Source organism: Halonatronomonas betaini (assembly GCF_015666175.1).
GTDB lineage: Bacteria > Bacillota > Halanaerobiia > Halanaerobiales > Halarsenatibacteraceae > Halonatronomonas > Halonatronomonas betaini.
In genome coordinates this window covers 1-22102 of sequence record NZ_JADPIE010000010.1, presented here as the reverse complement: position 1 = coordinate 22102, position 22102 = coordinate 1, and the positions used below count along the sequence as shown (strand labels likewise).

The following is a 22102-nucleotide window of genomic DNA, read 5'->3' as shown; positions in this document are numbered from 1 at the left end:
GTAAAACACCTCCTTAGTATAATTTAGTTTAAGGTTAAATCTATATGTTTTGAAGATTTAACATCATATAACCCTTTATCAGTAATTTTAATATCCGGGATTACTGGTAATGCCAGAAATGCCAGCACCATAAAAGGACTCTTAATATCTATACCTATTTCTTCTGCTGCTTGATCTAAGGTTTTTAACCTTTTAGAGACCTCTTCAAGTGATAAATCAGACATTAACCCTGCCACTGGTAATGGCAGTTCTGCTATTACTTTACCATCTGATACAACTACCTGGCCACCTGATAATTCTTCAAGTCTTTCAACAGCGACTAACATATCTTCTCTGCCTTTACCTGCTACAATAATATTATGAGAATCATGGGCTATAGAACTGGCTATAGCACCATTTTGAATATTTAAGCCACTAATTAAACCTAAGCCAATATTTCCTGTAGCATTATGTCTTTCAATAACAGCTACTCTGGTTAAACTATTTCTATTTAAGAAATCTCCTGGATTTTCACCAGGTTCTCTTTCAATTTGTCTCTCCCTTGTAATTATCTGGTTTTCGACTATCTCAATAACTCGATAGGTTTTAGCAAGGGGCAAGGAAAAATCTTCTTGTTTAACTGCTGAAATATTTACAGTATCAATAACATTCTGATAAATTTCAGTATTTTTATTTATCTCCGGGAAGTTGAGGGCCTCATAATCTTTTGAAATAAGCTCACCATCTTTATATACTTCAGATATTTTTACTTCTTCCAGATTTTGAAGTATTACTAGGTCGGCTCTCTTGCCTGGACTAATAGCCCCTCTATCATTCAAACCTAAAGCTTTAGCAGGATTTAAAGTAGCAAGTCGATATGCTTTGATTGGTTCCATACCTAATTCAATGGCTCTTTTAATGAGATGATCTATCTGGCCTTCCAATAGAAGGTCATCTGCATGTCTATCATCAGTAGCCAGCATAAAAGAGGAATGGTTAATATCCTTAACAGCAGGTAATAATTCTTCCATATCTTTTGTAACTGAGCCTTCCCTGATCATTATATACATACCCCGAGCGGCTTTCTCTTTTGCCTCTTTAGCTGTTGTACATTCATGATCAGCCTGTATTCCACCTAAAAGATAGGCATTGAGGTCTTTGCCTGCAACTTCCGGGGCATGTCCATCTATAAAATAATCTTTGAAGGTTTCTAGTTTATCCCAGACTATATCGCTTCCCTTTATAACTCCTGGATAATCCATCACTTCACCAAGCCCAAATATACCTGGCTCATTAATTAAATTATAAAGATCATCAGCTGTTAGATTTGCACCTGTTGTTTCTGCTTCAGTAGCAGGAACACAGGAGGGAAGCATTAGATGGAAATTCCAGGGAAGTTGATTGCCCTGATCTAAAAAATATTTAATCCCATCAACACCTCTTACATTTGCAATTTCATGGGGGTCAGCTATAACAGTTAATGTCCCGCGATTAATTGCAAGCCGGCAGAATTCTGCCGGCTCAACCATAGAACTTTCAAGATGGAGATGAGCATCAATAAATCCAGGAAGAATATATTGACCTTCTAAATCTTTTTCTTCTCTGCCTTTATATTCTCCATAACCTACAATTATTCCTGCACTAATTGCTAAATCAGCTTCAATAATTTCACAATTATATAAATCAACTATTTTCCCATTTTTTAAAACTAGATCGGCTTTCTCTTCTCCTCTAGCAACTTTTAATAGCGATTTATTCACTTTAATCAACCCTATTGTTGTGGAGGTAAATGTAAGGCGTCAAAATTACACCTAGTCACACACAAACCACAACCTGCACATTTCTCAGGATCAATTTTTATAAATTCTTCTGACTCATCTAGTTCAATTGCATAATAGACACAGCTTTCAATACAGAGCATACAGGTTGTACAGTTTTCTTCAGTAACTTCTGGAACTACTGTTTCAAATTTGTCTTCACTATACATTTCTTCTATAGCCATTCCTCTGATTTCATCAAGGGATGAGTAGCCATGTTCTTCCATAAACTCTTCCATCTCTTTAACTATCTTGCCATAGACTTCAGGACCTTTAACGATAGGCGCTGTGCAGACCTGAACTGCTTCTGCTCCCATCATTATCATTTTTATTGCATCTATACCATTGCTAATACCTCCAACTCCAATAACCGGGATATCAACACTGGTTACGGCCTGATAGACTGCTCTTAATGCCAGTGGGAAAATAGCCGGGCCTGATAACCAGCCAAACCCATTGGCACTACCCATTAATGGACGACCATCTTTAACATCAAAGTCAATAGTTGGTCCGAATGAGTTAATTAAAACAAGCCCATCTGCTCCTGCTTCTTCAGCAGCTTTAGCAAACATTGGAATATCAATCTGTGGGCTTAATTTTACCCAGACAGGTAGGTCCGCTCCCTCTTTAGCGGCTTTGATACTTTCTACAACTGGAGTCGGGTCATCACCTAAGTAATGAGTTGAAAGTTCAAGGGCATCAGCATAGGGTTCAACCTTTGCTGCCAGCTCTTTTATTTCCTCAGCAGAATAACCGAGACCAACAATTACCGGTAATCCCAGTTTAGCTATCTCAGGATATTCATTATCCAGCCACTGGTCTGGTCCCATTTCTGACCAGAGTTCTGTATTCATAAACCCACCACGAATTGATGCCATATTTGGTCTTGGCACCTGGGCAGCTTCTACAGAGATCGTCTTTGTTACAATTGCACCTGCACCTCCGTCTGCAGCTTTTTTAGCCAATTTTGCGTCCTTGACTGGTGGACCAGCAGCGGGCATAACAGGATTCTTGAATTCGGTTCCAAATAGTTCTAAACTTAAATCAACCATTAACAATCATCTCCTTATTAGATTAAGATTATATTAAATTTCTAATTTTCTTGTTTTGCAAGTTCTGCTTTTATCTTTTCTGGTGTTATTGGCAAATCTTTAATCCTAACACCTATGGCATCATATACGGCATTGGCAACTGCTGGAGCAGCAGCGATTGTGCATGGTTCTCCTATACCTTTAGCTCCATACGGGCCTTTTGTATCCTCTCTTTCTATTAATACAGACTGAAATTCAGGGCTATCAACTGTCGTAGGTATCAAATATCGACTCATATCTGCATTGATTGTAAAGCCATTTTCAATTACCTGCTCTTCCATCAATGCCATTCCAATACCCTGGACAGTTCCTCCTTCAATCTGGCCTTCTACTCCCTGAGGATTAATAGCTTTACCTACATCTAAAGCAGTATGAACTTTATCTACTATAACTTCACCTGTTAAAGTATCAACAAAAAGATCTATAACCTGAGAAACAAAGGTATAACCAACATAAACTTTTTTGGATTCTCCGGTACGCTGGTCTGGCTTATATGTCTTAGGAAAGAAAGTACCTCGACCTTTTAATTCAATATTTTTCTCTTTAAGTTTATCTGCCAGTTCCCAGTAGGTCATTTCTTCACCAGGATCTTCATGGGGATATACTTTGCCATCCTTAACTCCCATTTCAGGATGATTGGTGGTAAATATTTGACTTGCATGATGATAAATATTACCTAGCAGATCTTCAGCGGCTTCTTTAACTGCATTTCCTGTAAAAAATGTTTGCCTGGTTGCTGAAGTTGAACCGGCATTCTGAGTTGTATGGGTATCACCTTCAACGATCTCAAAATTCTCAGGACTTATTTTTAAAACTTCTGCTGCAATCTGAGTAACCACTGTTTGAACTCCCTGACCAACATCAGCAGCTGATGTTCTGATTAATATCTTATCTTCTGTAAATTCAATTTCAGCTATTGAATGGTCAGGAAAGCCTTCGCCATAACCGAAGCCAAACATTATAGTTGCTAAACCACGGCCTTTTTTAAGCATCAGTATCAGCCCCTTCCCAGCCAGATAATTCTTTTACTTTTTCTATAGTTTCTCTAACATTAACACTTTCATTCAATTCCTGTTGATTTGGAGTAGTTGAGCCTGGTTTATAGGCATTCTTATATCGGAATTCTGCTGGATCCATACCTAATTCATCAGCAATTATATCCATCTGGGAATCATAGGCAAAGGCCATCTGGGTTGCTCCAAAGCCTCTCATAGCACCACAGTAAGTATTATTGGTATAGACTGTATAACTTACCCCTCTCACATTCGGGACAATATAAGGGCCAGTACAATGATATAATGCTTTGTGAACTACGGCTACTCCACTGGATGCATAGGCTCCAGTATCACCGATTAAGGTTGTCTGCCAGGCAGTCAATTTGCCATCATCTGTAACTCCAGTTTTATGTCTTATTATCATGGGGTGTCGTTTTGATTGAGCTATCATGGACTCTTCACGATTATAAATTAATGCAACTGGCTTCCCTGTTGCTTTTGCTGCCAGGGCAAGATGAATATGAACAGAAATATCTTCTTTTTTGCCAAAAGCTCCTCCAATTACTGGCTGTTTAATCCTGATCTTATCTTTACTAACACCTAGAGCCTGAGCCATATCTGCCTGGGTATCATGTAGCCACTGGGTGGCTGCCCAGATAGTTATTTCCTCTGATTCTGAATCATACTCAGCAATTCCCTTTTCAACCTGAAGTGGAACATGATCCAGGAACTGTGTCGTAAATTCATTTTCAAATATATGATCTGCTTCTTCAAAACCTTCTTCAACATTTCCTTTTTCTACATAATGGTCACAGATGATATTGCTATGATTTAGATCATCGTCTATATAATGGGTCACTTTGATTAAATGATCCTGATGAACTTCAGGAGATTCTGGCTGAATTGCCTGTCGAGCACTGGAAACAACTTCTAATTCCTCTATCTCCACTTTGATTTTATCTCTGGCAATTAAAGCTGCCTCATCATTTTCAGCTACTACAAAGGCCAGTGCATCTCCCATAAATCTCATCTTTTCTCCAACTTTTACTAAAACCGGCTGATCTTTAATAATCAAACCAAATTCATTTAGTTCTGGAAAATCAGCTGCTGTATAAACTCCTACAACTCCTGAAACCTGTTCTGCTTCAGAAGTATCAATTGAACGGAGATAAGCATGGGGATGAGGCGCTCTTAATACCCTGACATAATGAAGATCATCGAATTCATTAACTAAATCTTCAGTATATCTGGCTTCACCAGTAACCTTTGATTGAGCATCAACTTTATTTACTCCTTTTCCAACAAATCTTTCAGCCATTAATTTTCACCTCCAGCAGCCATGTTTTTGGCTGCTAATTGAACAGCATCTATAATCTTTTGATATCCGGTACAACGACAGATATTTCCTGCCAGAGCTGTTCGGATCTCATTACGTGTTGGAGAACTATTTTCTTTTAATAGACAGTAAGCTGTCATAATACAGCCAGGAATACAGAATCCACATTGAACCGCTCCAGCCTCAATAAATGCTTCCTGTAAAGGATGAAGATTATCTCCTTCAGCAAGTCCTTCAACTGTTAAAATCTCTGCTTCATCAGCCTGTGCTGCTAAAACAAGGCATGATGTTACAGGTTCTCCATTCATAATAACTGTACAGGCACCGCATTCTCCTTTGCCGCAGCCCTCTTTTGCAGCAACTAACCCTAAATCTTTTCTTATTAAGTCGAGAAGGCGCTGATTTGGTTTGACCTGTTCAGTCCGTTCTTCTCCATTTATTGTAAATTTGATTTCCATTCACAAGCACCTCCTATAGTTCACTGGCCATTTCTTTAATTGCATTTATAGTTAAATCATATGTGACCTGACGTCTATATTGCTCTGTTCCTCTTATATCATCAATAGGAGAAATTCCAGATACAGCAATCTCTCCAACTTTTTTAGGATCAACATTTTTTAACTTTTGTCTTTCTAAATAATCTCCTACATTTCTAATTTCTATTGGAGTTGGTGCTACAGCACCATAACAGGCTCTGGCAGTCTTAATTACACCTTGATCATCAACTTCTATTAAGATAGCCATTGTCAGGCTGGAAATGATAAGCGCTTTTCTTTTTCCTACCTTCCTCCAGCGACTTAAAGTATTTTTAGACGGTTTAGGGATTATAATTTTAGTTAAAATTTCATCAGATTCTTCAACATTTTCTTTAGGCCCAATAAAGAAATCTTCAATATCGATAATTCTCTTATCACCTTTTGATTGGAGAACAACCTTTGCATTATAGGCTAACAAAGGAGCCAGAGTATCTCCTGCAGGTGATGAGGTAACAATATTACCTCCAATAGTTCCTCGACTCTGAATCTGCCAGGCGCCTACTTCTGAAGAGGCCTGGGCTAACATTGGTAGGTGATTTTGTAATTCCTGGTGTTCAGCTATTCTTTTATGGGTCACTGTTGCCCCAATTATTATATTTTCATCATTGATTTCTATTTTTTTGAGTTCTTCAATTTTGTTTAAATCTAACCAGCTATTAACCTCATACAATCTTTCAAAATAATCCACCATTATGTCAGTTCCACCAGCAATAACCGTTGCTTGAAAGCCGTATCTTTTTCTATAATCTAATGCCTTTTCAAGACTTTCTGGTGCTAAAAAATCTGCACTACCTATCGGTACCTTTTTAGAATCTTTTCCAGAAGTCTTCTGCCTGTTCTCTACATTTGGCTTTGATTCTCTCTGCATCAAGAACTTTCACCTCCTGATTCTTCATTAGAACCTTACCCCGAGCTATTGTAGTATCTACTTTAGCACCTGAAACCCCCATTAATAAGTGAAAATAATAATTATCAGAATTAACTGGAGTCGGTCCTGAATAATTTATCACTACTATGTCTGCACCAGCACCTTCTTTGAGCACACCTAATTCTTTATCAAAATATTGGCCTGCTAACTTTCCATTTATATCAAACAACATATCTCTAACTATCCCTCCGCCAGCGTTAGGGTCACCTGTTTCATGGGAGGGTAAAACACTTGCTACCTTTAAACTTTCAAACATATCAGTTGTATAACCATCTGTGCCCAGACCTATTCTTAAACCTGATTTATCTGCTGCCAGTAAATCAGCAGCTCCAACTGCATTTCCCATATTAGATTGAGGGTTATGAATTAGGTAATTGTTTCGATTAGCTAATACAGAAAACTCTTCTTGAGACAAATGGACACCATGAATAGCCAGGGTACCAGGTTGAAGAATATTAAATTTATCAAGTCTTTCTACAACTCCTGAGTATCCCCGCTTTTTGCTATCTTCTACATCAGCCTTACCCTCAGCAACATGAAGATGACAGGGTACTCCAAGTCGTGCTGCTTCTTCTCCAATTCTTTTTAAAGAAGAGTCTTCTAAAGTAAAGGAAGCATGAAGACCAAACTTACCTGTTAAGTAATCTTTTTGATCTTCAGTTAAACTCTCAATAAATCTAATATTTTCTTGAATACTTGCTTCCGATTTTTCTTCACCATTTCTGTCAGAAGCTTCAAAACAAAGACTGGCCCTAATACCAGCATCTTCTACAGCTTCAGCTAGAATATCAAGGGAGTTTTCTATCATCCCAAAACTGGCATGATGATCAAAAATAGTAGTCGTACCATATTCAATACCTTCTAATATTGGATAAATTGCACTGTAATACAGATCATCTTTATTTGATAAAGTTTCATCAACTCTCCACCATAATTTTTCAAGTATCTCGATAAAATTTTCAGGAGGCTTATCTGTTTTAAGATCCATCCCCCTTGCAAAAGTACTGTAAAAGTGCATATGGGAGTTTATCAGTCCTGGAATAACCAGACCTCCTTTAGCATCAATTACCTCCGCCTCAGGATATTTTTCGGTAAGATCAACTGATTTTCCTATGGCCAGAATATTATCTCCTTCAGTAACTATAGCACCATTTTTTATAACTTCATCATCTTTATTGAAAGTTAATATCGTTCCATTTTTTATTATAAGCATTATGCCCCCTCCTCAGAAAGCATTTCTTCAGCCAGTCTATTTGTTTGAGCTGCAACTTCTTCTTCATCAATAGTAGTTAATTTGCCATCACGCACAACTATTTCACCGGCAACCATTGTTAAGTCGACTTCATGACTGGTTCCTGTATTAATTAATGCAGATACCGGGTCTGATAAACCACCAGCATAGGCTAATCTCTTACTATTAATTAAGAATAAATCAGCTGCCTTGCCTGGCTCTAAACTTCCAATTTCTGGCTGTTTTAAGATTTGACTGCCTCCTCTGGTTGCAATTTCAAGTATGTCCTCAGGTCCAACAGAAGTAATTCCATGTTGTAGCTTATGGAGTAAAAGGGCAAGTCGCATTTCAGCAATCATATTTGAGCCATCATTACTGGCACTTCCATCAACTGCAAGGCCTACTGGTACACCTAATTCTAACATCTCTGGAACTGGAGCCACACCTGATGATAATTTCATATTTGAGGCAGGACAATGGGCTACTCCTGTGCCTGCTTTTGCCATTCTCTTAAGTTCATCCCTATTAAGATGAACTCCGTGAGCAAACCAGACATCTTCACCAATCCAACCTACTTCTTCCATATATTCTAGAGGAGTAAGACCATATTTTTCCTGACAGAAATCATCTTCATCCTTTGTTTCTGCAAGATGAGTATGGGCTAAAACTCCATATTCCCTTGCCAATTTAATTGATTGCTCCATCAACTCTTTAGTGACTGAAAATGGAGAGCATGGAGATACTACTACCCTCTGCATTGCAAAGGGATCTGGATCATGATATTTTTCAATTACTCTTTTTGTATCTTCAAGAATTTCTTTATCTGTCTGAACTACTTCATCAGGAGGTAGGCCACCATCTTTTTCTCCCAGTGACATACTGCCTCTACAGGCATGGAGCCGAATCCCAATATCTTTACCAGCTTTAAACTCTTGGTCTAGAATATTTAAGTCCTGTTGCTTAGGGAAGACATAATACTGATCAAGGGCAGTTGTACAACCAGTTTTAAGAAGCTCACCACAGGCGACAAGCGCACTATAATAAACAGCTTCTGGTGTTAAATTAGCCCAGATCGGATATAAATATTTAAGCCAATCAAATAGTTCAACATCCTGAACAGCTCTTATATTCCTGGTTAAAACCTGATAAAAATGGTGATGGGTATTAACGAGGCCTGGAAACATAAAATAGCTTCCAGCCTCGATAATTTCTAAATCTTCTCTATCTGTAAGCTCAATATTTTCTTCAATAGCTGCTACTTTCCCATTTTCAACTAAAAGATCATAATTGGAAAGTCTGCGTTTGTCGTCATCCATAGTAATAATAGACCGAACATCTTTAAATAGGGTAGCAGTCACTTAGGCTTCCACCTCACCATCAGCGGCATTCTGAACAGCCTGAATAATCTGTTCATAACCAGTACAGCGACAAAGATTGCCATCTATTGCTTCTTTTATATCTTCTCTGGTTGGACTTGAGTTTTTATTTAATAATGCTTTAGCTGATAAAATCATACCTGGTGTACAGAAACCACATTGGACTGCCTGATAATCAATAAATGACTGCTGTAAAGGATCAAGCGTATCATTTGTTCCCAGGCCTTCAATTGTTAAAACTTCTTTACCTTCAGCCTGAACAGTTGGGATCAAGCATGAATTCATTGCCTCACCATCAAAAAGAACGGTACAGGCTCCACATTCTCCTACAGCACAGCCTTCTTTGACTCCTGTTAGATTAAGTTTATCTCTTAGAGTATCAAGTAGCCTTTCAGTTGGATCAACTTTGACTTCTACTTCTCTATTATTAACAGTAAATTTCACATTAACCATTATTTGCTACCTCCTCCTGAAGATTCTTAATTGCTCTGCGGAAAAGAGTAGCCAGTGCAGGCTTTTTATATGGAGTTGACCAGCGTTCTCCGGTTATTCCAACCATCTCTTCTGCAGCTTTTTCGCCAATCTCTTTTGAATCTATTTCTGATAATTTTTTACCCTTGATCTCTGCCTCAACCTCAGAAAATGTTGTAGGAACAGGTGTAGCAGAACCAGGTACTAAATTAATATCTTTAATTATTCCAGATTCTATCACTGCTTTAACTGCAAGACTTATTCTTGTAATAGCCAAAGCCTGACGCCTTCCTATTTTCTGAAAACCACTAAATGTCCCTTCTTCAGGTTTTGGCAATGTAAATGATATAAGAATTTCATTGTCATTTATTTCAGTTTCATATGGCCATTTTACAAACTCAGAAACATCCATTGTTCTCTTACCATTTACCGACTCAAGAATAGCTCTTGCTTCAAAGGCAATTAAAGGCCCTAAAGTATCCGCACAGGCAGCTGCATTACAGATATTACCACCAATTGTAGCCCTATTTCTAATTTGAGTAGACCCAATTGCTGCAGCAGACTGCGCTAGTGCTGGATAATATTTATTTATTAAATCTGATTTAACTAAATCTTTATGAGTAACCATTGCTCCAATTTCAATATGATTATCACTTTCAGTGATCTCATCAATTCCATCTATATTAGATAGATCCAGGATTCCATCATAACCAGTTAAGAAATCCTCTTCATTACGATAATCTACCATAAAGTCAGTTCCACCAGCCAGTAATTTTAATTTATTATCGGCTAGCAATTTAACTGCCTCTTCAACTTCTTTAACACTATAATAATTTAATTCTTTATTCATTATTTAACCCTCCCTGCTCAAATCTCTGCCAATCAATACTTTTTCCAGATTCAAAGGCAGATCATAGTGACGATCTCCTGTAGCTACAGCAATTGCATTATTAATTGCTGCTCCACCAAGTTCAACTGTCGGTTCACCAATAGATTTAGCTCCATAAGGACCGGCAGGATCAGGGTTTTCAACAATTATAGCATCAATATCTGGAATATCTTTAACTGTTGGAATTAAATATTCATCAAAATTTGTATGATTTATAAACCCATCTGAGAAACCAAGGTCTTCCATTAATGCCTGGCCTACCGCCATAACAACTCCTCCATAAATCTGACCGCGAACATTGGCCGGGTTTATTGCCTTACCAACATCATGGGCTGCAGCCATATTTAATACCTTTACCTGACCAGTACCTGTATCAACTTCTACTTCAGCTATCTGACAGCCATAAACGTAGGTGAAATATGGTCTGCCCTGTCCTGTCTCTTCATCCCAGGAAATTTTTGGAGCTTTATACCAGCCATATGAAGATAAAAACACTCCACTATGGAAAGCATCAGAAGCTACCTTTGCAAAATCTTCCACTTTTTTGCCTTTTTCAGTATAAAGGGCATTATCTTTAAAAATAATATTACCTTCAACACCATATTCCTCTTTGGCAAACTCAATCATTGTATCTTTAACATTTCTTGCTGCTTTTTTAAGGGCATTACCACCCATAAATGTACTCCTTGATGCCACTGTTGAACCACTTTCAGGGGCAACTGAAGTATCAGCTTCCATATAAGTTATTCTATCAAGATTAACACCTAATTCTTCGCCGACAACCTGGGAAAATACAGTTCTGAGCCCCTGACCATTTTCAGCCAGACCACAGTAAAGAATTATACTTCCATCTTTTTGAACTGCAACAATTCCTCCTGTAGTATCTATAGCTTCAGCTCCAAGGCTGACGCCACGATAACTTATTGCCAGTCCAATACCTCTCTTCTTTTCACCAGATTGCTCTTTAGAATATTTTTCATATTTTTCATCAAAATTAATTGACTTCTTCGCTTTATCAAGAACCTCCTGTAAACTTACAGTATGATTATCTAACTTCTGACCACTAGCGGTATGAGAATTCTGCCTATACATATTCTTTTCTCTCAATTCATCAGGCTTCATACCTAATTCTGCTGCAAGTTCATCCATTAATGATTCTTGAGCAAAACAGGTTGGAGGAGAACCATATCCTCTCATAGCACCAGTATAAGGATTGTGTGTATAAAAACCATAGGTATCAGTTTTTACGTTTGGTACCTCATAAGGACCTGTAGCCTGAACTACTGATCTCCAGGTGACAAATGGAGTCTGACAAGCATAAGCTCCGCTATCAGCAACTGCTTCTATCTCCATAGCAGTTAATCTACCATCTTCTTTTGCGCCAATTTTATATTTCAAATTATATGGGTGACGTTTATAACTTTCAATTATTGATTCTTCTCTAGAGTTAACCATCTGGACTGGCCTATCTGTGGCTAAAGCCATTACAGCAGCTCTAGCAGCCATTGAAGATATATTTTCATCTTTGCCCCCAAATGATCCACCCATATTATCCTGAATAATTCTCACCTGACTTAAGTCAGTTTCTAAAACTCTAGCAACAGCATCTCTTGTTGCATATGGATTCTGTACTGAACCGTAGACTGAAACAAGGGTCTGACGTTCATTAGGCACTACGGTTACTGCTTCTGGTTCTAAATAAGCATGTTCAATGTATTGTGTAGAATATTCTCGTTCTAAAATAAGATCGGCTTCAGCAAATCCAGATTCTACATCCCCTTTACGTAAAGGATGATGAACAACCTGATTGCTATCAGTTCCTTCCATTACTAATTGTGCATCTGGCTTTCTAGATTCAAGAGGATCATGAATACCTTTTAACTCTTCATATTCAATCTCTACCAGTTTTGCTGCTTCTTCTGCAGCTTCTTTACTTTCTGCAGCTAGCATTACAATGCCATCTCCAATATAAATAGCTTCGTCTTCAGCCAATACTCGCTGATTTTGAATTATAACTCCAAATGTATTATTCGGTATATCCTTTGCAGTCATTACCGCTTCTACACCTGGATATTTTTTAGCTTTACTTATATCTACATTCTTAATTTTAGCATATGGATATTTTGTTCTAACAACTTTTCCATATAACATATTAGCGAACTTAAGATCTGCACCAAACTTTGCTTTACCTGTTACTTTTGCTTTTGCATCAACTCTTTTTTTCGACTTATTAACCTGTTTTAAGTCAGTCACAGGTTTCACCTCCAACTTTATTTTTACTAAAATTTATCCGTATATATTAACTTCTAGTTAACCCCGGTCAGGTCCTCCTTAAAAAATAAAATAATTATTCCATAGAGCTGCCTGGCAATAATAAATTCAAGCCAATAGCCAGTAATGCACCCACTGTTACTCCTGACTCAAGGACTGTTGATAATAGATCAGGCAATTGATCAACAATTTCTGGCATATAATTAATCCCCAATCCAAAACTTAACGCTATAGATAATATGAAAAGTTTTCTATCAGTTAAACCTTTTTTTGTAATAATTCTAATACCTGATGTTGCAACCATACCAAATAAAGCTAAAGTCGCTCCACCTAAGACAGGATTAGGCATAACACTTACTAAAGCACCGATTTTAGGAATAAACCCAAGTAATAATAATATTACAGCGACTGCATATCCTACAACCCTACTACCTACTTTTGTTATTTGGATAACTCCAACATTTTGACTAAAAGTAGTATTGGGCATTGAATTAAAGATAGCAGCAAATGCACTTGCAATCCCGTCAGCTAACATCCCTGCACCTAAACGATTACTATGAATTTCCCCTGTTACAGGTTCTCCAGAGGTTTCAGCAATAGCTGTCAGGTCACCAATCGTCTCAATAGATGTTATAAAATAAGCAAGAACCCAGGGAAGTAAGTGACCCCAACTAAAATCAAGACCAAAGTATAGAGGTCTTGGAGCAGTAAACCATCCAGCATCGGCTACTGCTTGAAAATCAACCATTCCAAGAGGAATTGCAACAATATAACCTGCAACCAGACCAATAGCAACTGATCCGACTTTTACTAAACCTTTTCCAAACCTATTGGCTAAGATTATAACAATTAAAACAAATGTACCTAACATTAAATTTATTGGTGCTCCAAAGTTTTCAGCTCCAGCACCTCCACCAAAATCTCTAATTCCAACTTCAATTAAACTTAATCCAATCAATGTTACAACAGTACCTGAAACAATAGGAGGGAATAATTTCCTTGCCTGTTTTACAAAACGACTTATAATCATCTCAACAGGAGAAGTTACTAAAGCCATTCCAAGCACTAATGGAATACCACCAGCATTAGCAGCTCCAATTGCCATCGGCACAAAAGTGAAACTTGTGCCATGAACACCAAGTAATCCTGAACCTACTGGTCCTACTTTATAACACTGTATAAATGATGCAACACCTGACATAATAAGGGCCATACTAACAAAAAAACCTGTTTCAGCAGCATTTAATCCTGCTACACCAGCTATTATAAGTGGCGGAGTTATTATTCCTACAAACATTGCAAGCATATGTTGAAAACCAAGGACGATAGTTTCATGTAAAGGAGGTCTATCCTCTAACTTATAGTACGCATTATCATTAACTGTTCTCTTCTCAACTTCTGACATGATTTAACCTCACTTTTCCTGTTTTACAGGCTTATTTTAAATTTAATGACTACACTTAATTTTCGCTCAATTTGATTAAAAATATAAATAAGGACTTAATATTGTTATAAGGGCTTAAAGAGGAAGCCAGGCTTCCTCTTTAAGCATTATTATTTTTATTTACTCTAAATATTCTGGTAAGGCTGCATATAGTTCTGCTGCTTTAACCAGATGGTCTACTGGAATCTGGTCATTAACTGTATGGGCATAGATCTCATTAGCAGGGCCAAAGCCGACACATGGAATACCTGCTCTCCCCATGATTGAGACACCATTGGTGCTAAATGTCCACTTATCAACCTTTGGTTCTTCATCAAAGACATCCTTATAAGCATCTACTGTTGACTGGACAACTGGATGGTTTTCTTCCAATACCCAGGTTGGATAGTACTTCTCTGTTTCATAGACAAAGTCAGTGTAACTTGGAGTATCATAATTTAGGATTCTAACTTCTGCCTCCATACCAGCCTTTTTTACAACCTCTTCAACCTGTTTTACTGCTAACTCCTTATCCTCGCCAGCTGTTAAGCGGCGATCAAGGTGGATTGCACTTCTATTAGGAACTGCACATAAACTTGGGGTGTCATTGGTTATATGGGTGACTGCAATTGTCCCCTTACCAAGAAATGGGTCTACTTTTAGCTCTTCATTTAATTTCTCTATACCTGAAATTATTGGAGCCATTTTATATAATGAGTTATCGCCTCTTTCAGGGGCGCTACCATGACAGGAAACACCAGTTGTAACAACTTCCATCTCCATTCTTCCACGGTGTCCACGGTAGATATTAAGGTTAGTTGGCTCGGTTATAACAACCATTTCAGGGTCTAAAACACCTTCATTGATAATATACTGCCAGCAGAGGCCATCACAGTCTTCCTCCTGGACAGTACCGACCATGTAGAGACTAAACTCTTCATGTAGTCCCAGGTCTTTGATAACCTTGCCAGCATAGGCCATTGAGACCATGGCACCTTCCTGGTCAGTGGCTCCACGGCCATAGATTATACCGTCTTCCATCTTGCCTTCAAAGGGGTCCCAGTCCCATTCATCAGGGTCGCCAACACCAACTGTATCGATATGAGCATCATAGGCTATAACCTTTGGGCCTGTACCAACTCTACCGAAAACATTGCCCATCTCATCTATAAATACCTCATCAAAATCCAGAGCCTCAAGCTCTTCTTTAATTCTCTGAACTACTTCTTTTTCCTCACAGCTCTCACTTGGAATTCTGATGATATCTCGCATAAACTTAACCATATCATCTTCATACTTTGCAACTTCCTCTTTGATCTTATTAACCATTTCGGTTCTATCCATTATTAACCTCTACCTCCCATGGTTAAGGCCATAACAGCTTTGGCTGTATGGAGTCTATTTTCAGCCTCTTCATATACGATTGACTGAGGGCCATCAATAACTGAATCTTCAACTTCATTACCTCTGTCTGCTGGAAGGGCATGCATATACATAGCATCCTCTTTAGCTAGAGCCATCTTTTCCTCAGTACATTTCCAGTCTTTATTCTCTTCTAATAACTTGCTGCCTAATTTATCTTTAGGATCACTTACCCAGCTTCCCCAGTTCTTTGGAATAACGATATCGGCATTTGTATAGGCCTCATCCATATCATGGGTGATCTTAAAGGTACCGCCATTTTTCTCGGCATTTTCTCTGGCCTGTTCAATGACCCAGTCAGGCATTTCAAAACCTTCAGGATAGGCAAGGGTAACGTTCATACCATACCTTGGGAATAATAGTGATTGTGATAGTGGTACTGAGATAGGCTTTTTATGACTTGTAGCATAAGCCCAGATTATTGAAACATTAAGATTTTTAGTCTTTTCTTTTTTCTCTTTTATAGTCATTAAGTCAGCTAAAGCCTGCATTGGGTGATATAAGTCACATTGAAGGTTCATAATCGGGACATTAGCATGAGCCGCCATATCTCTTAAATAAGCATTCCCTTCTCCCCAGAAGCAGTTACGGCAGGCAATCCCGTGACCATAACTTCCAAGAATAACAGCAGTATCTTTGGCAACTTCACCATGGGAAATCTGCATTGTTGAAGTATCAAGGAAATTAGCATGACCACCCAGCTGAGCAAGACCTGCTTCCATTGAATTTCTGGTTCTAGTTGACTCTTCAAAAAACATTAACATTGCTACTTTATTATTTAAATATGGTGTGTCAATCTCAAGGGCAAACTTTCTCTTTAAATCAAAGGATACATCTAATAAAGTGTCTATCTCTTCTACTGACCACTCCTGTAATGTAATAAAATCTTTGTTTCTAAATACTGATCTCATTTTTGAATTCCTCCTATTAGTATAATAATTATATTCTACAAACCACCAAATTTAAAAATTTGGTGGTGTTATAGCTGAGACAAAAACAAGTGGTTCATCACCTATACTTAATAATCTATGGGGAATACTGGCTAAGTAATATATACTATCCCCTGGTTCAAGAATATAGTTTTTATCACCAATTTTAATATCTAATTTACCTTCAAGGACTAATGTGCATTCCTCTCCCTGATGAGAAAGGGGCATATCAACAGTAGTTTCACCAGGTTCAAGGGTAACTTCAATTATTTCCATCTGATGATTTAAATCAGGACTTATTAATTCAACTTTTGAATTAGAGCCAGGAAAACCTAACTGTTTTCTTTCATTTTTACGAACAACAGCATTATGCTCTTCATCTTCTACTAAAAAATAGAAAATAGGAACATCTAATGCTTTAGAAATTTCTCGCAAAGCAGTTATAGAAGGTTCAGCTAATCCCCGTTCTACCTGGCTTAGATAACTTGAAGTTTTATCAATCTTATCTGCTAACTGTGCCAGACTCATATTTTGAGACCTACGCATTTCCCTAATTTTTGAACCTAGTTTAAGATTTTTTTTCATCAGCCCTTAATAACCCCCTGCTGAATAAATTCTTTTTCTAAAAGATCTAAATCAGGCTTAATTGATAATGGCTCTTTAGCTGCTTCTCTAGCATTTTTAACATCTTTTAATCCATTGCCAGTAACTACAAAACCGACTCTAGAATTCGATTTTATTTCCCCTTTAGAAACCATTTTACGAATTCCAGCTAAGCCAGCAACCCCTGCAGGTTCACCAAATATCCCAGTCGTCCTGCCTAATAATCTCATCATCTCATAAATTTCTTCATCTGAAACATTAATCATTTCACCATTACTATTTTTTACACCTCTAATGGCTTTGACAAAATTTCTTGGATTTCCAACTGCAATACTATCAGCAATTGTATTTTCATCTACAACAGTTAACGGTTCTCCTGAATAAAAAGAGCTAGTTATTGGAGCACAGCCCTCTGCCTGAACCCCTAATAATCTAGGGACTTTTTCGATGAAACCAATCTCTTTTAAATCCTTTAATGCTTTCCAGGCACCAGCAATAGTACAACCATCGCCAACAGAGAAAACCAACCAATCTGGCAGGTCAAAATCCATCTGTTCAGCCATCTCTAATACTGATGTTTTCTTCCCTTCAACCATATATGGATTAATAGCAGCATTCCGATTATACCAACCCCATTTTTTAATAGCTGCAGCTGAAAGATCATATGCTGCCTGATAATCTCCCTGAACTGAAACTACATTGGCTCCATATATTAAAAGCTGGGCAAGCTTTCCTCCTGGGGCTCTACCTGGTACAAATATAACTGTTTCTAATTTTCCGCCCATCGAGGCAGCATTTCCAGCCAGCGAAGAGGCTGCATTACCAGTAGATGAGCAGGAAATTATCTTAGCATCGGCTTCTTGAGCCTTGACAACAGCCATTGCCGATGCTCTATCTTTTAGGGAACCAGTTGGATTTAATCCATCATCTTTTATCCAGATATTTTCAAGCCCAAGTTCTTCTGCCAATTTCTTTGACTCATAAATTGGAGTATTACCCACAGCTAAGGGAGGCAAAGGTGTATCATCTTCAATTGGTAATAATGACCGATACCTCCAAATTCTTTGGTCTGCTGTATTTGCTAACTCCTCTTTACTCCAATTAGCAGCAACTTTTTCATAATCATATTCCACCTCTAAAAGCCCCTTATCACCACAATCATAACAAAGATAACGGTCAGGAAGAGGTTTATATTCTTTTCCACAATTAATACAGCTTAAATGGCTAACATTTTCCATTTATTCCTCCAACTCCTCCAGCAATCCTGTTCTTTCATTGAATTCATTTATTAACTTATCAATCTCTGGGGCCATTTTATGAAGTTCTCCCCAGTAATTATCATAGTCATACCACTGGGCATTAAGTTCTTCTAATTCTCTACCCTGCTGCTCAATCCAGGTATAATATTTGAGATTATGAATTCTCTTTTTAGAATAGTAATCTAGCTCTTCAACATAATCAATTGTGGTACCTAAGATATAACGCTCATAATCAACTGCAGCATCCATCTTTTCATAACCATCAGCTTCTGCAACCATCTCTTCAACTCTGGAACCATATAATTCCATAGAATCAGTAAAAACTGTTACTATAACATCGTCTTCTCCTAATTCATAGTATTTAGCAAATTTAATTGCTGAAAGCATATTGGCTATACAAGAAATTCCCATTAAATCTAAATTTTCAATTGTCTCCTCAGGAACACCTATTTCTTTTAAATATTCATGACCTACATCAGTATTAAATAACCTTACTATATTCATAACATAATCATCATCAACAGCCATTACCATATCAGTATTTTTTACATTATGAACCCATGGAATATGTTTATCTCCAATACCTTCAATTCTGTGAGCACCATAACCATTATTTAAAAGAGTTGGGCACTGAAGTGCTTCAGAAACAGCAAGTTTAGCATGAGGGTATAACTCTTTAACTTTATCTGCAGAGCCAAGAGTACCTGCAGAACCGGAAGTTAAGACAACTCCAGCTAAATTCTTGCCATTGACTTCCTCAAAGGCTTTAACCATCGCATTACCAGTAACTTCATAATGCCAGAGATGATTGCCAAGCTCTTCAAACTGATTAAATACATTAATATTGTCTCTAGTCTCTTTGAGTTCCCAGCACTTATCGAATATCTCTTTAACATTACTTTCACTACCAACTGTTGGAATTACTTCATCCGCCATATGCTCAAGCCACTCAAATCTTTCCTGACTCATTTCTTCAGGTAGAATTGCTATAGAGTCACAGCCTAACAGCTTGGAATTATAAGCTCCTCCACGGCAATAGTTCCCAGTTGATGGCCAGACAGCTTTTTCAGAAGTAGGATCAAACTGACCGGTTACTAATTTAGGTACTAAACAGCCAAAGGTTGGTCCGATCTTATGTGCACCAGTTGGCATCCATTTACCAACTAATGCTATAATCTTAGCATCTACCCCGGTTAATTCAGATGGCAATTCAACATAATTTACTCCATCATACTGACCCCCACTTTCAGTTGGCTCATTATGCCAGCTAATTCTAAATAAGTTTACTGGATCTACATCCCATAAATCAACTTCTTTTAATCTCTCTTTGACTTTTTCAGGAATAAGGTCTGGATTCTTCATCTGAGCTAGAGTTGGAATTACAACACCCATTTCCTTTGCCCTTTCAACTGCTTTTTCTAATACTTCTTCATTCTTAGTTAAATCAATCATTTTATTCCTCCTTTAATTTATAGAAGTTCTGAGCTAAATATTTGTTCATTAATTTTTCTTTAATTACACTTTATATATTCAATAATAATTAATAAATTCCTGCCTGAATTAAAAAGTTTTCTAAAAATAAAAAAAATAGACCAGTATTACCTGGCCTATAACATAAATTTAAACTAAATAAAACTTATTCTGTTGAGATGATTTCATAGGTTCCTGTTACTTTTGCTGAAAGTGAATTGCTTGCTGAGCAATATTTATCCAAACTTAAATTAACTGCTCTAGAAACTTTTTTCTCAGTCAAACCAGACCCTTCTATTATAAAGTGAATATTTATCTCAATAAATTTTTGGGGGTAATCATCAGCTCTTTTACCATCAACACTTATTTTAAAATCATCAATATCAGCTTTCATTTTTTCTAATGTTTTAACAATATCAATCCCTGTACAACCTGCAATACCATGTAGTAGTAACTCCATTGGTCTTGGACCTTTGTCATCTCCACCAACATCCCTTGATGCGTCCATTAAAACCTCATGACCTGACCCACCTTTTGAATTAAAAGCCAATCCACCGACCCAATCTGCACTAATTTCCATAAACTATCTCTCCTTATTTCAATTATTAGATTAATATAATTTAATTACTGTACCATTATAAATAAATTAAAACTTTATATCTGTTAATAACTAACATATTATTTATGATATGGTTCACCGGCAATTATCTTAAAAGCTCTATAAATCTGTTCAAGAAGAATTAGCCTGATCATTTGATGGGTAAAAGTCATATGAGATAATGATAATTGATAATCAGCTTCATTAAGCACCTTTTCTGATAAACCTAAAGAGCCCCCAATAATAAATGTAATATTGCTCCAGCCCTGAACCTGTAAATTTTGAATCGAGCTGGCTAATCCTTTAGAGGTCATTGGTTTCCCTTTAACATCAAGAACTATTTTATATGAATTATCTGGAATCCTGGCAAGAATTCTTTTGCCTTCTTTGCTTTTAACCATGTCTGCCTGACCAGTAGAATTTTTAGGAATATTTTCATGAGCAACTTCAATTATATTTAAATTACAGTATTTTAAAAGACGTTTACTAAACTCTGCTATCCCTCTATTAATATAGTCTTCCTTGATTTTACCTACTGTAACTATGTTGATTGTCATCATGCTGAATCTGTCACTCCTTTTATAATTTCAGCAGTTTCAATATTATAGATTTCGCTAGCCTCATCTCTAGGAGCACATTTCAATATTAAATCTTTTCCAATTTGAAAGCCTGCTGAACAGACTGAGTTTTTAACAGTTAAATAAGCTAATTCTGGCCTATTATTTTCTGCGCTCAAGTGAGAAAGAAGAACGACAGGACAGGAAGATTTTTCATTTGTCTTTAAAAGTTCAGGTAACAACTCTGCTGTTTCATCATTTGATAAATGACCTTCATTGCCTCGAATTCTTCTTTTTAACATTCCTGGATATGATCCTTCTCTTAATAAATCAATATCATGATTGGCTTCTAAAAGTATACAATCTAAATCTTTAAGATGATCATAGAGTTCATCAGCTATATAACCAATATCGGTTGCAAGCCCAAAATTAACATCGCCATCACTTACTACAAAACCAACAGGCTCAGCTGCATCATGAGGAATAGGAAAACTTGTGATTTCAAAATCTCCTAATTGCCAGGATTCTTCTATCGTTCTTTCATAACCTTTACCGATTTTACCAAGCTTCTTTCTTGCCGCTTTCCAGGTTCCAGCAGAGGCATAAATAGGAATATTATAACGTCTTGATAATACTCCCGCCCCTTTAATATGATCCCCATGCTCATGAGTTACTAAAATTGCTGAAATATCTTCAGGATTTAATTTAACACTTTTCATCCTTCTTTCTAATTCTTTACCGGATAAACCAGCATCAATTAATATTGCTGTATTGTCTGTAGATAAGTAAATAGAATTGCCAGAGCTTCCACTGGCGAGAACTGCCATTTTCATTGCCAAATTAATCACCTTGTATAATGAACATAGGGAAGAACATTATACTTTTCCTTTCTTATAAAAGTTTTATATAATCTAAATAGGT

20 protein-coding genes are annotated in these 22102 nt (G+C 37.2%); all 20 read right to left on the bottom strand.

The window, feature by feature from the left end; all coding sequences use genetic code 11:
• Window positions 1-23: 23 nt before the first annotated feature.
• Window positions 24-1739, bottom strand: a complete 1716-nt coding sequence (gene ade / locus I0Q91_RS13690; RefSeq protein ID WP_270455225.1) for an adenine deaminase — start codon at window positions 1737-1739, stop codon at window positions 24-26.
• Between the two features lie 11 nt (window positions 1740-1750).
• Entirely contained in the window at window positions 1751-2848 is a 1098-nt protein-coding gene (locus I0Q91_RS13685; protein WP_270455224.1) for a 4Fe-4S dicluster domain-containing protein, read from the bottom strand.
• 41 nt (window positions 2849-2889) lie between these two features.
• Entirely contained in the window at window positions 2890-3879 is a 990-nt protein-coding gene (locus tag I0Q91_RS13680) for a xanthine dehydrogenase family protein molybdopterin-binding subunit (RefSeq protein ID WP_270455223.1), read from the bottom strand.
• Window positions 3872-5200 (bottom strand): xanthine dehydrogenase family protein molybdopterin-binding subunit, encoded by a 1329-nt coding sequence (locus I0Q91_RS13675; protein ID WP_270455222.1) that lies wholly within the window; start codon window positions 5198-5200, stop codon window positions 3872-3874. Before I0Q91_RS13675 ends, I0Q91_RS13680 begins: the two co-directional genes overlap by 8 nt.
• A complete protein-coding gene (locus I0Q91_RS13670; protein WP_270455221.1) occupies window positions 5200-5676 on the bottom strand; it encodes a (2Fe-2S)-binding protein in 477 nt (158 codons plus the stop codon). Before I0Q91_RS13670 ends, I0Q91_RS13675 begins: the two co-directional genes overlap by 1 nt.
• A 13-nt stretch (window positions 5677-5689) precedes the next feature.
• Window positions 5690-6622, bottom strand: a complete 933-nt coding sequence (locus I0Q91_RS13665) for an FAD binding domain-containing protein (protein WP_270455220.1) — start codon at window positions 6620-6622, stop codon at window positions 5690-5692.
• Entirely contained in the window at window positions 6561-7895 is a 1335-nt protein-coding gene (gene ssnA, locus I0Q91_RS13660; RefSeq protein WP_270455219.1) for a putative aminohydrolase SsnA, read from the bottom strand. Before ssnA ends, I0Q91_RS13665 begins: the two co-directional genes overlap by 62 nt.
• A complete protein-coding gene (locus tag I0Q91_RS13655) occupies window positions 7895-9271 on the bottom strand; it encodes an 8-oxoguanine deaminase (protein WP_270455218.1) in 1377 nt (458 codons plus the stop codon). Before I0Q91_RS13655 ends, ssnA begins: the two co-directional genes overlap by 1 nt.
• Window positions 9272-9742, bottom strand: coding sequence for a (2Fe-2S)-binding protein (locus tag I0Q91_RS13650; RefSeq protein ID WP_270455217.1), 471 nt, complete (start codon window positions 9740-9742; stop codon window positions 9272-9274).
• On the bottom strand, window positions 9735-10610 hold the full coding sequence (locus I0Q91_RS13645; protein WP_270455216.1) for an FAD binding domain-containing protein: 876 nt from the start codon (window positions 10608-10610) through the stop codon (window positions 9735-9737). Before I0Q91_RS13645 ends, I0Q91_RS13650 begins: the two co-directional genes overlap by 8 nt.
• Window positions 10611-10613: 3 nt before the next feature.
• The gene (locus tag I0Q91_RS13640; RefSeq protein WP_270455215.1) at window positions 10614-12902 is read right to left on the bottom strand and encodes a xanthine dehydrogenase family protein molybdopterin-binding subunit; all 2289 of its coding nucleotides are present in this window, start codon (window positions 12900-12902) and stop codon (window positions 10614-10616) included.
• Window positions 12903-12996: 94 nt separating this feature from the next.
• Window positions 12997-14325, bottom strand: a complete 1329-nt coding sequence (locus I0Q91_RS13635) for a uracil-xanthine permease family protein (RefSeq protein ID WP_270455214.1) — start codon at window positions 14323-14325, stop codon at window positions 12997-12999.
• Window positions 14326-14484: 159 nt separating this feature from the next.
• The gene (locus I0Q91_RS13630) at window positions 14485-15672 is read right to left on the bottom strand and encodes a YgeY family selenium metabolism-linked hydrolase (RefSeq protein ID WP_345790996.1); all 1188 of its coding nucleotides are present in this window, start codon (window positions 15670-15672) and stop codon (window positions 14485-14487) included.
• Between the two features lie 17 nt (window positions 15673-15689).
• A complete protein-coding gene (locus tag I0Q91_RS13625) occupies window positions 15690-16676 on the bottom strand; it encodes an ornithine carbamoyltransferase (protein WP_270455212.1) in 987 nt (328 codons plus the stop codon).
• A 51-nt stretch (window positions 16677-16727) separates the two neighbouring features.
• Window positions 16728-17279: a helix-turn-helix domain-containing protein gene (locus I0Q91_RS13620; RefSeq protein WP_270455211.1), complete on the bottom strand. Its 552-nt coding sequence runs from the start codon at window positions 17277-17279 to the stop codon at window positions 16728-16730.
• On the bottom strand, window positions 17279-18535 hold the full coding sequence (locus I0Q91_RS13615; RefSeq protein WP_270455210.1) for a threonine synthase: 1257 nt from the start codon (window positions 18533-18535) through the stop codon (window positions 17279-17281). The genes I0Q91_RS13620 and I0Q91_RS13615 overlap by 1 nt, the downstream gene beginning before the upstream one ends.
• Window positions 18536-20008 (bottom strand): pyridoxal-phosphate dependent enzyme, encoded by a 1473-nt coding sequence (locus I0Q91_RS13610; protein ID WP_270455209.1) that lies wholly within the window; start codon window positions 20006-20008, stop codon window positions 18536-18538. It abuts the gene before it with no gap.
• A 184-nt stretch (window positions 20009-20192) separates the two neighbouring features.
• Window positions 20193-20606, bottom strand: a complete 414-nt coding sequence (locus I0Q91_RS13605) for an OsmC family protein (RefSeq protein ID WP_270455208.1) — start codon at window positions 20604-20606, stop codon at window positions 20193-20195.
• Between the two features lie 98 nt (window positions 20607-20704).
• Window positions 20705-21181: a 23S rRNA (pseudouridine(1915)-N(3))-methyltransferase RlmH gene (rlmH, locus tag I0Q91_RS13600; protein WP_270455286.1), complete on the bottom strand. Its 477-nt coding sequence runs from the start codon at window positions 21179-21181 to the stop codon at window positions 20705-20707.
• The gene (locus I0Q91_RS13595) at window positions 21181-22014 is read right to left on the bottom strand and encodes an MBL fold metallo-hydrolase (protein WP_270455207.1); all 834 of its coding nucleotides are present in this window, start codon (window positions 22012-22014) and stop codon (window positions 21181-21183) included. Before I0Q91_RS13595 ends, rlmH begins: the two co-directional genes overlap by 1 nt.
• Between the last annotated feature and the right edge of the window lie 88 nt (window positions 22015-22102).

Bases quoted from the DNA above. Each gene is read 5' to 3' on its own strand.
- I0Q91_RS13685 (WP_270455224.1), bottom strand. From the start codon at position 2,848: ATGGTTGATTTAAGTTTAGAACTATTTGGAACCGAATTCAAGAATCCT.
- I0Q91_RS13680 (WP_270455223.1), bottom strand. From the start codon at position 3,879: ATGCTTAAAAAAGGCCGTGGTTTAGCAACTATAATGTTTGGCTTCGGT.
- I0Q91_RS13675 (WP_270455222.1), bottom strand. From the start codon at position 5,200: ATGGCTGAAAGATTTGTTGGAAAAGGAGTAAATAAAGTTGATGCTCAA.
- I0Q91_RS13670 (WP_270455221.1), bottom strand. From the start codon at position 5,676: ATGGAAATCAAATTTACAATAAATGGAGAAGAACGGACTGAACAGGTC.
- I0Q91_RS13665 (WP_270455220.1), bottom strand. From the start codon at position 6,622: ATGCAGAGAGAATCAAAGCCAAATGTAGAGAACAGGCAGAAGACTTCT.
- ssnA (WP_270455219.1), bottom strand. From the start codon at position 7,895: ATGCTTATAATAAAAAATGGAACGATATTAACTTTCAATAAAGATGAT.
- I0Q91_RS13650 (WP_270455217.1), bottom strand. From the start codon at position 9,742: ATGGTTAATGTGAAATTTACTGTTAATAATAGAGAAGTAGAAGTCAAA.
- I0Q91_RS13645 (WP_270455216.1), bottom strand. From the start codon at position 10,610: ATGAATAAAGAATTAAATTATTATAGTGTTAAAGAAGTTGAAGAGGCA.
- I0Q91_RS13635 (WP_270455214.1), bottom strand. From the start codon at position 14,325: ATGTCAGAAGTTGAGAAGAGAACAGTTAATGATAATGCGTACTATAAG.
- I0Q91_RS13630 (WP_345790996.1), bottom strand. From the start codon at position 15,672: ATGGTTAATAAGATCAAAGAGGAAGTTGCAAAGTATGAAGATGATATG.
- I0Q91_RS13625 (WP_270455212.1), bottom strand. From the start codon at position 16,676: ATGAGATCAGTATTTAGAAACAAAGATTTTATTACATTACAGGAGTGG.
- I0Q91_RS13620 (WP_270455211.1), bottom strand. From the start codon at position 17,279: ATGAAAAAAAATCTTAAACTAGGTTCAAAAATTAGGGAAATGCGTAGG.
- I0Q91_RS13615 (WP_270455210.1), bottom strand. From the start codon at position 18,535: ATGGAAAATGTTAGCCATTTAAGCTGTATTAATTGTGGAAAAGAATAT.
- I0Q91_RS13610 (WP_270455209.1), bottom strand. From the start codon at position 20,008: ATGATTGATTTAACTAAGAATGAAGAAGTATTAGAAAAAGCAGTTGAA.
- I0Q91_RS13605 (WP_270455208.1), bottom strand. From the start codon at position 20,606: ATGGAAATTAGTGCAGATTGGGTCGGTGGATTGGCTTTTAATTCAAAA.
- rlmH (WP_270455286.1), bottom strand. From the start codon at position 21,181: ATGACAATCAACATAGTTACAGTAGGTAAAATCAAGGAAGACTATATT.
- I0Q91_RS13595 (WP_270455207.1), bottom strand. From the start codon at position 22,014: ATGAAAATGGCAGTTCTCGCCAGTGGAAGCTCTGGCAATTCTATTTAC.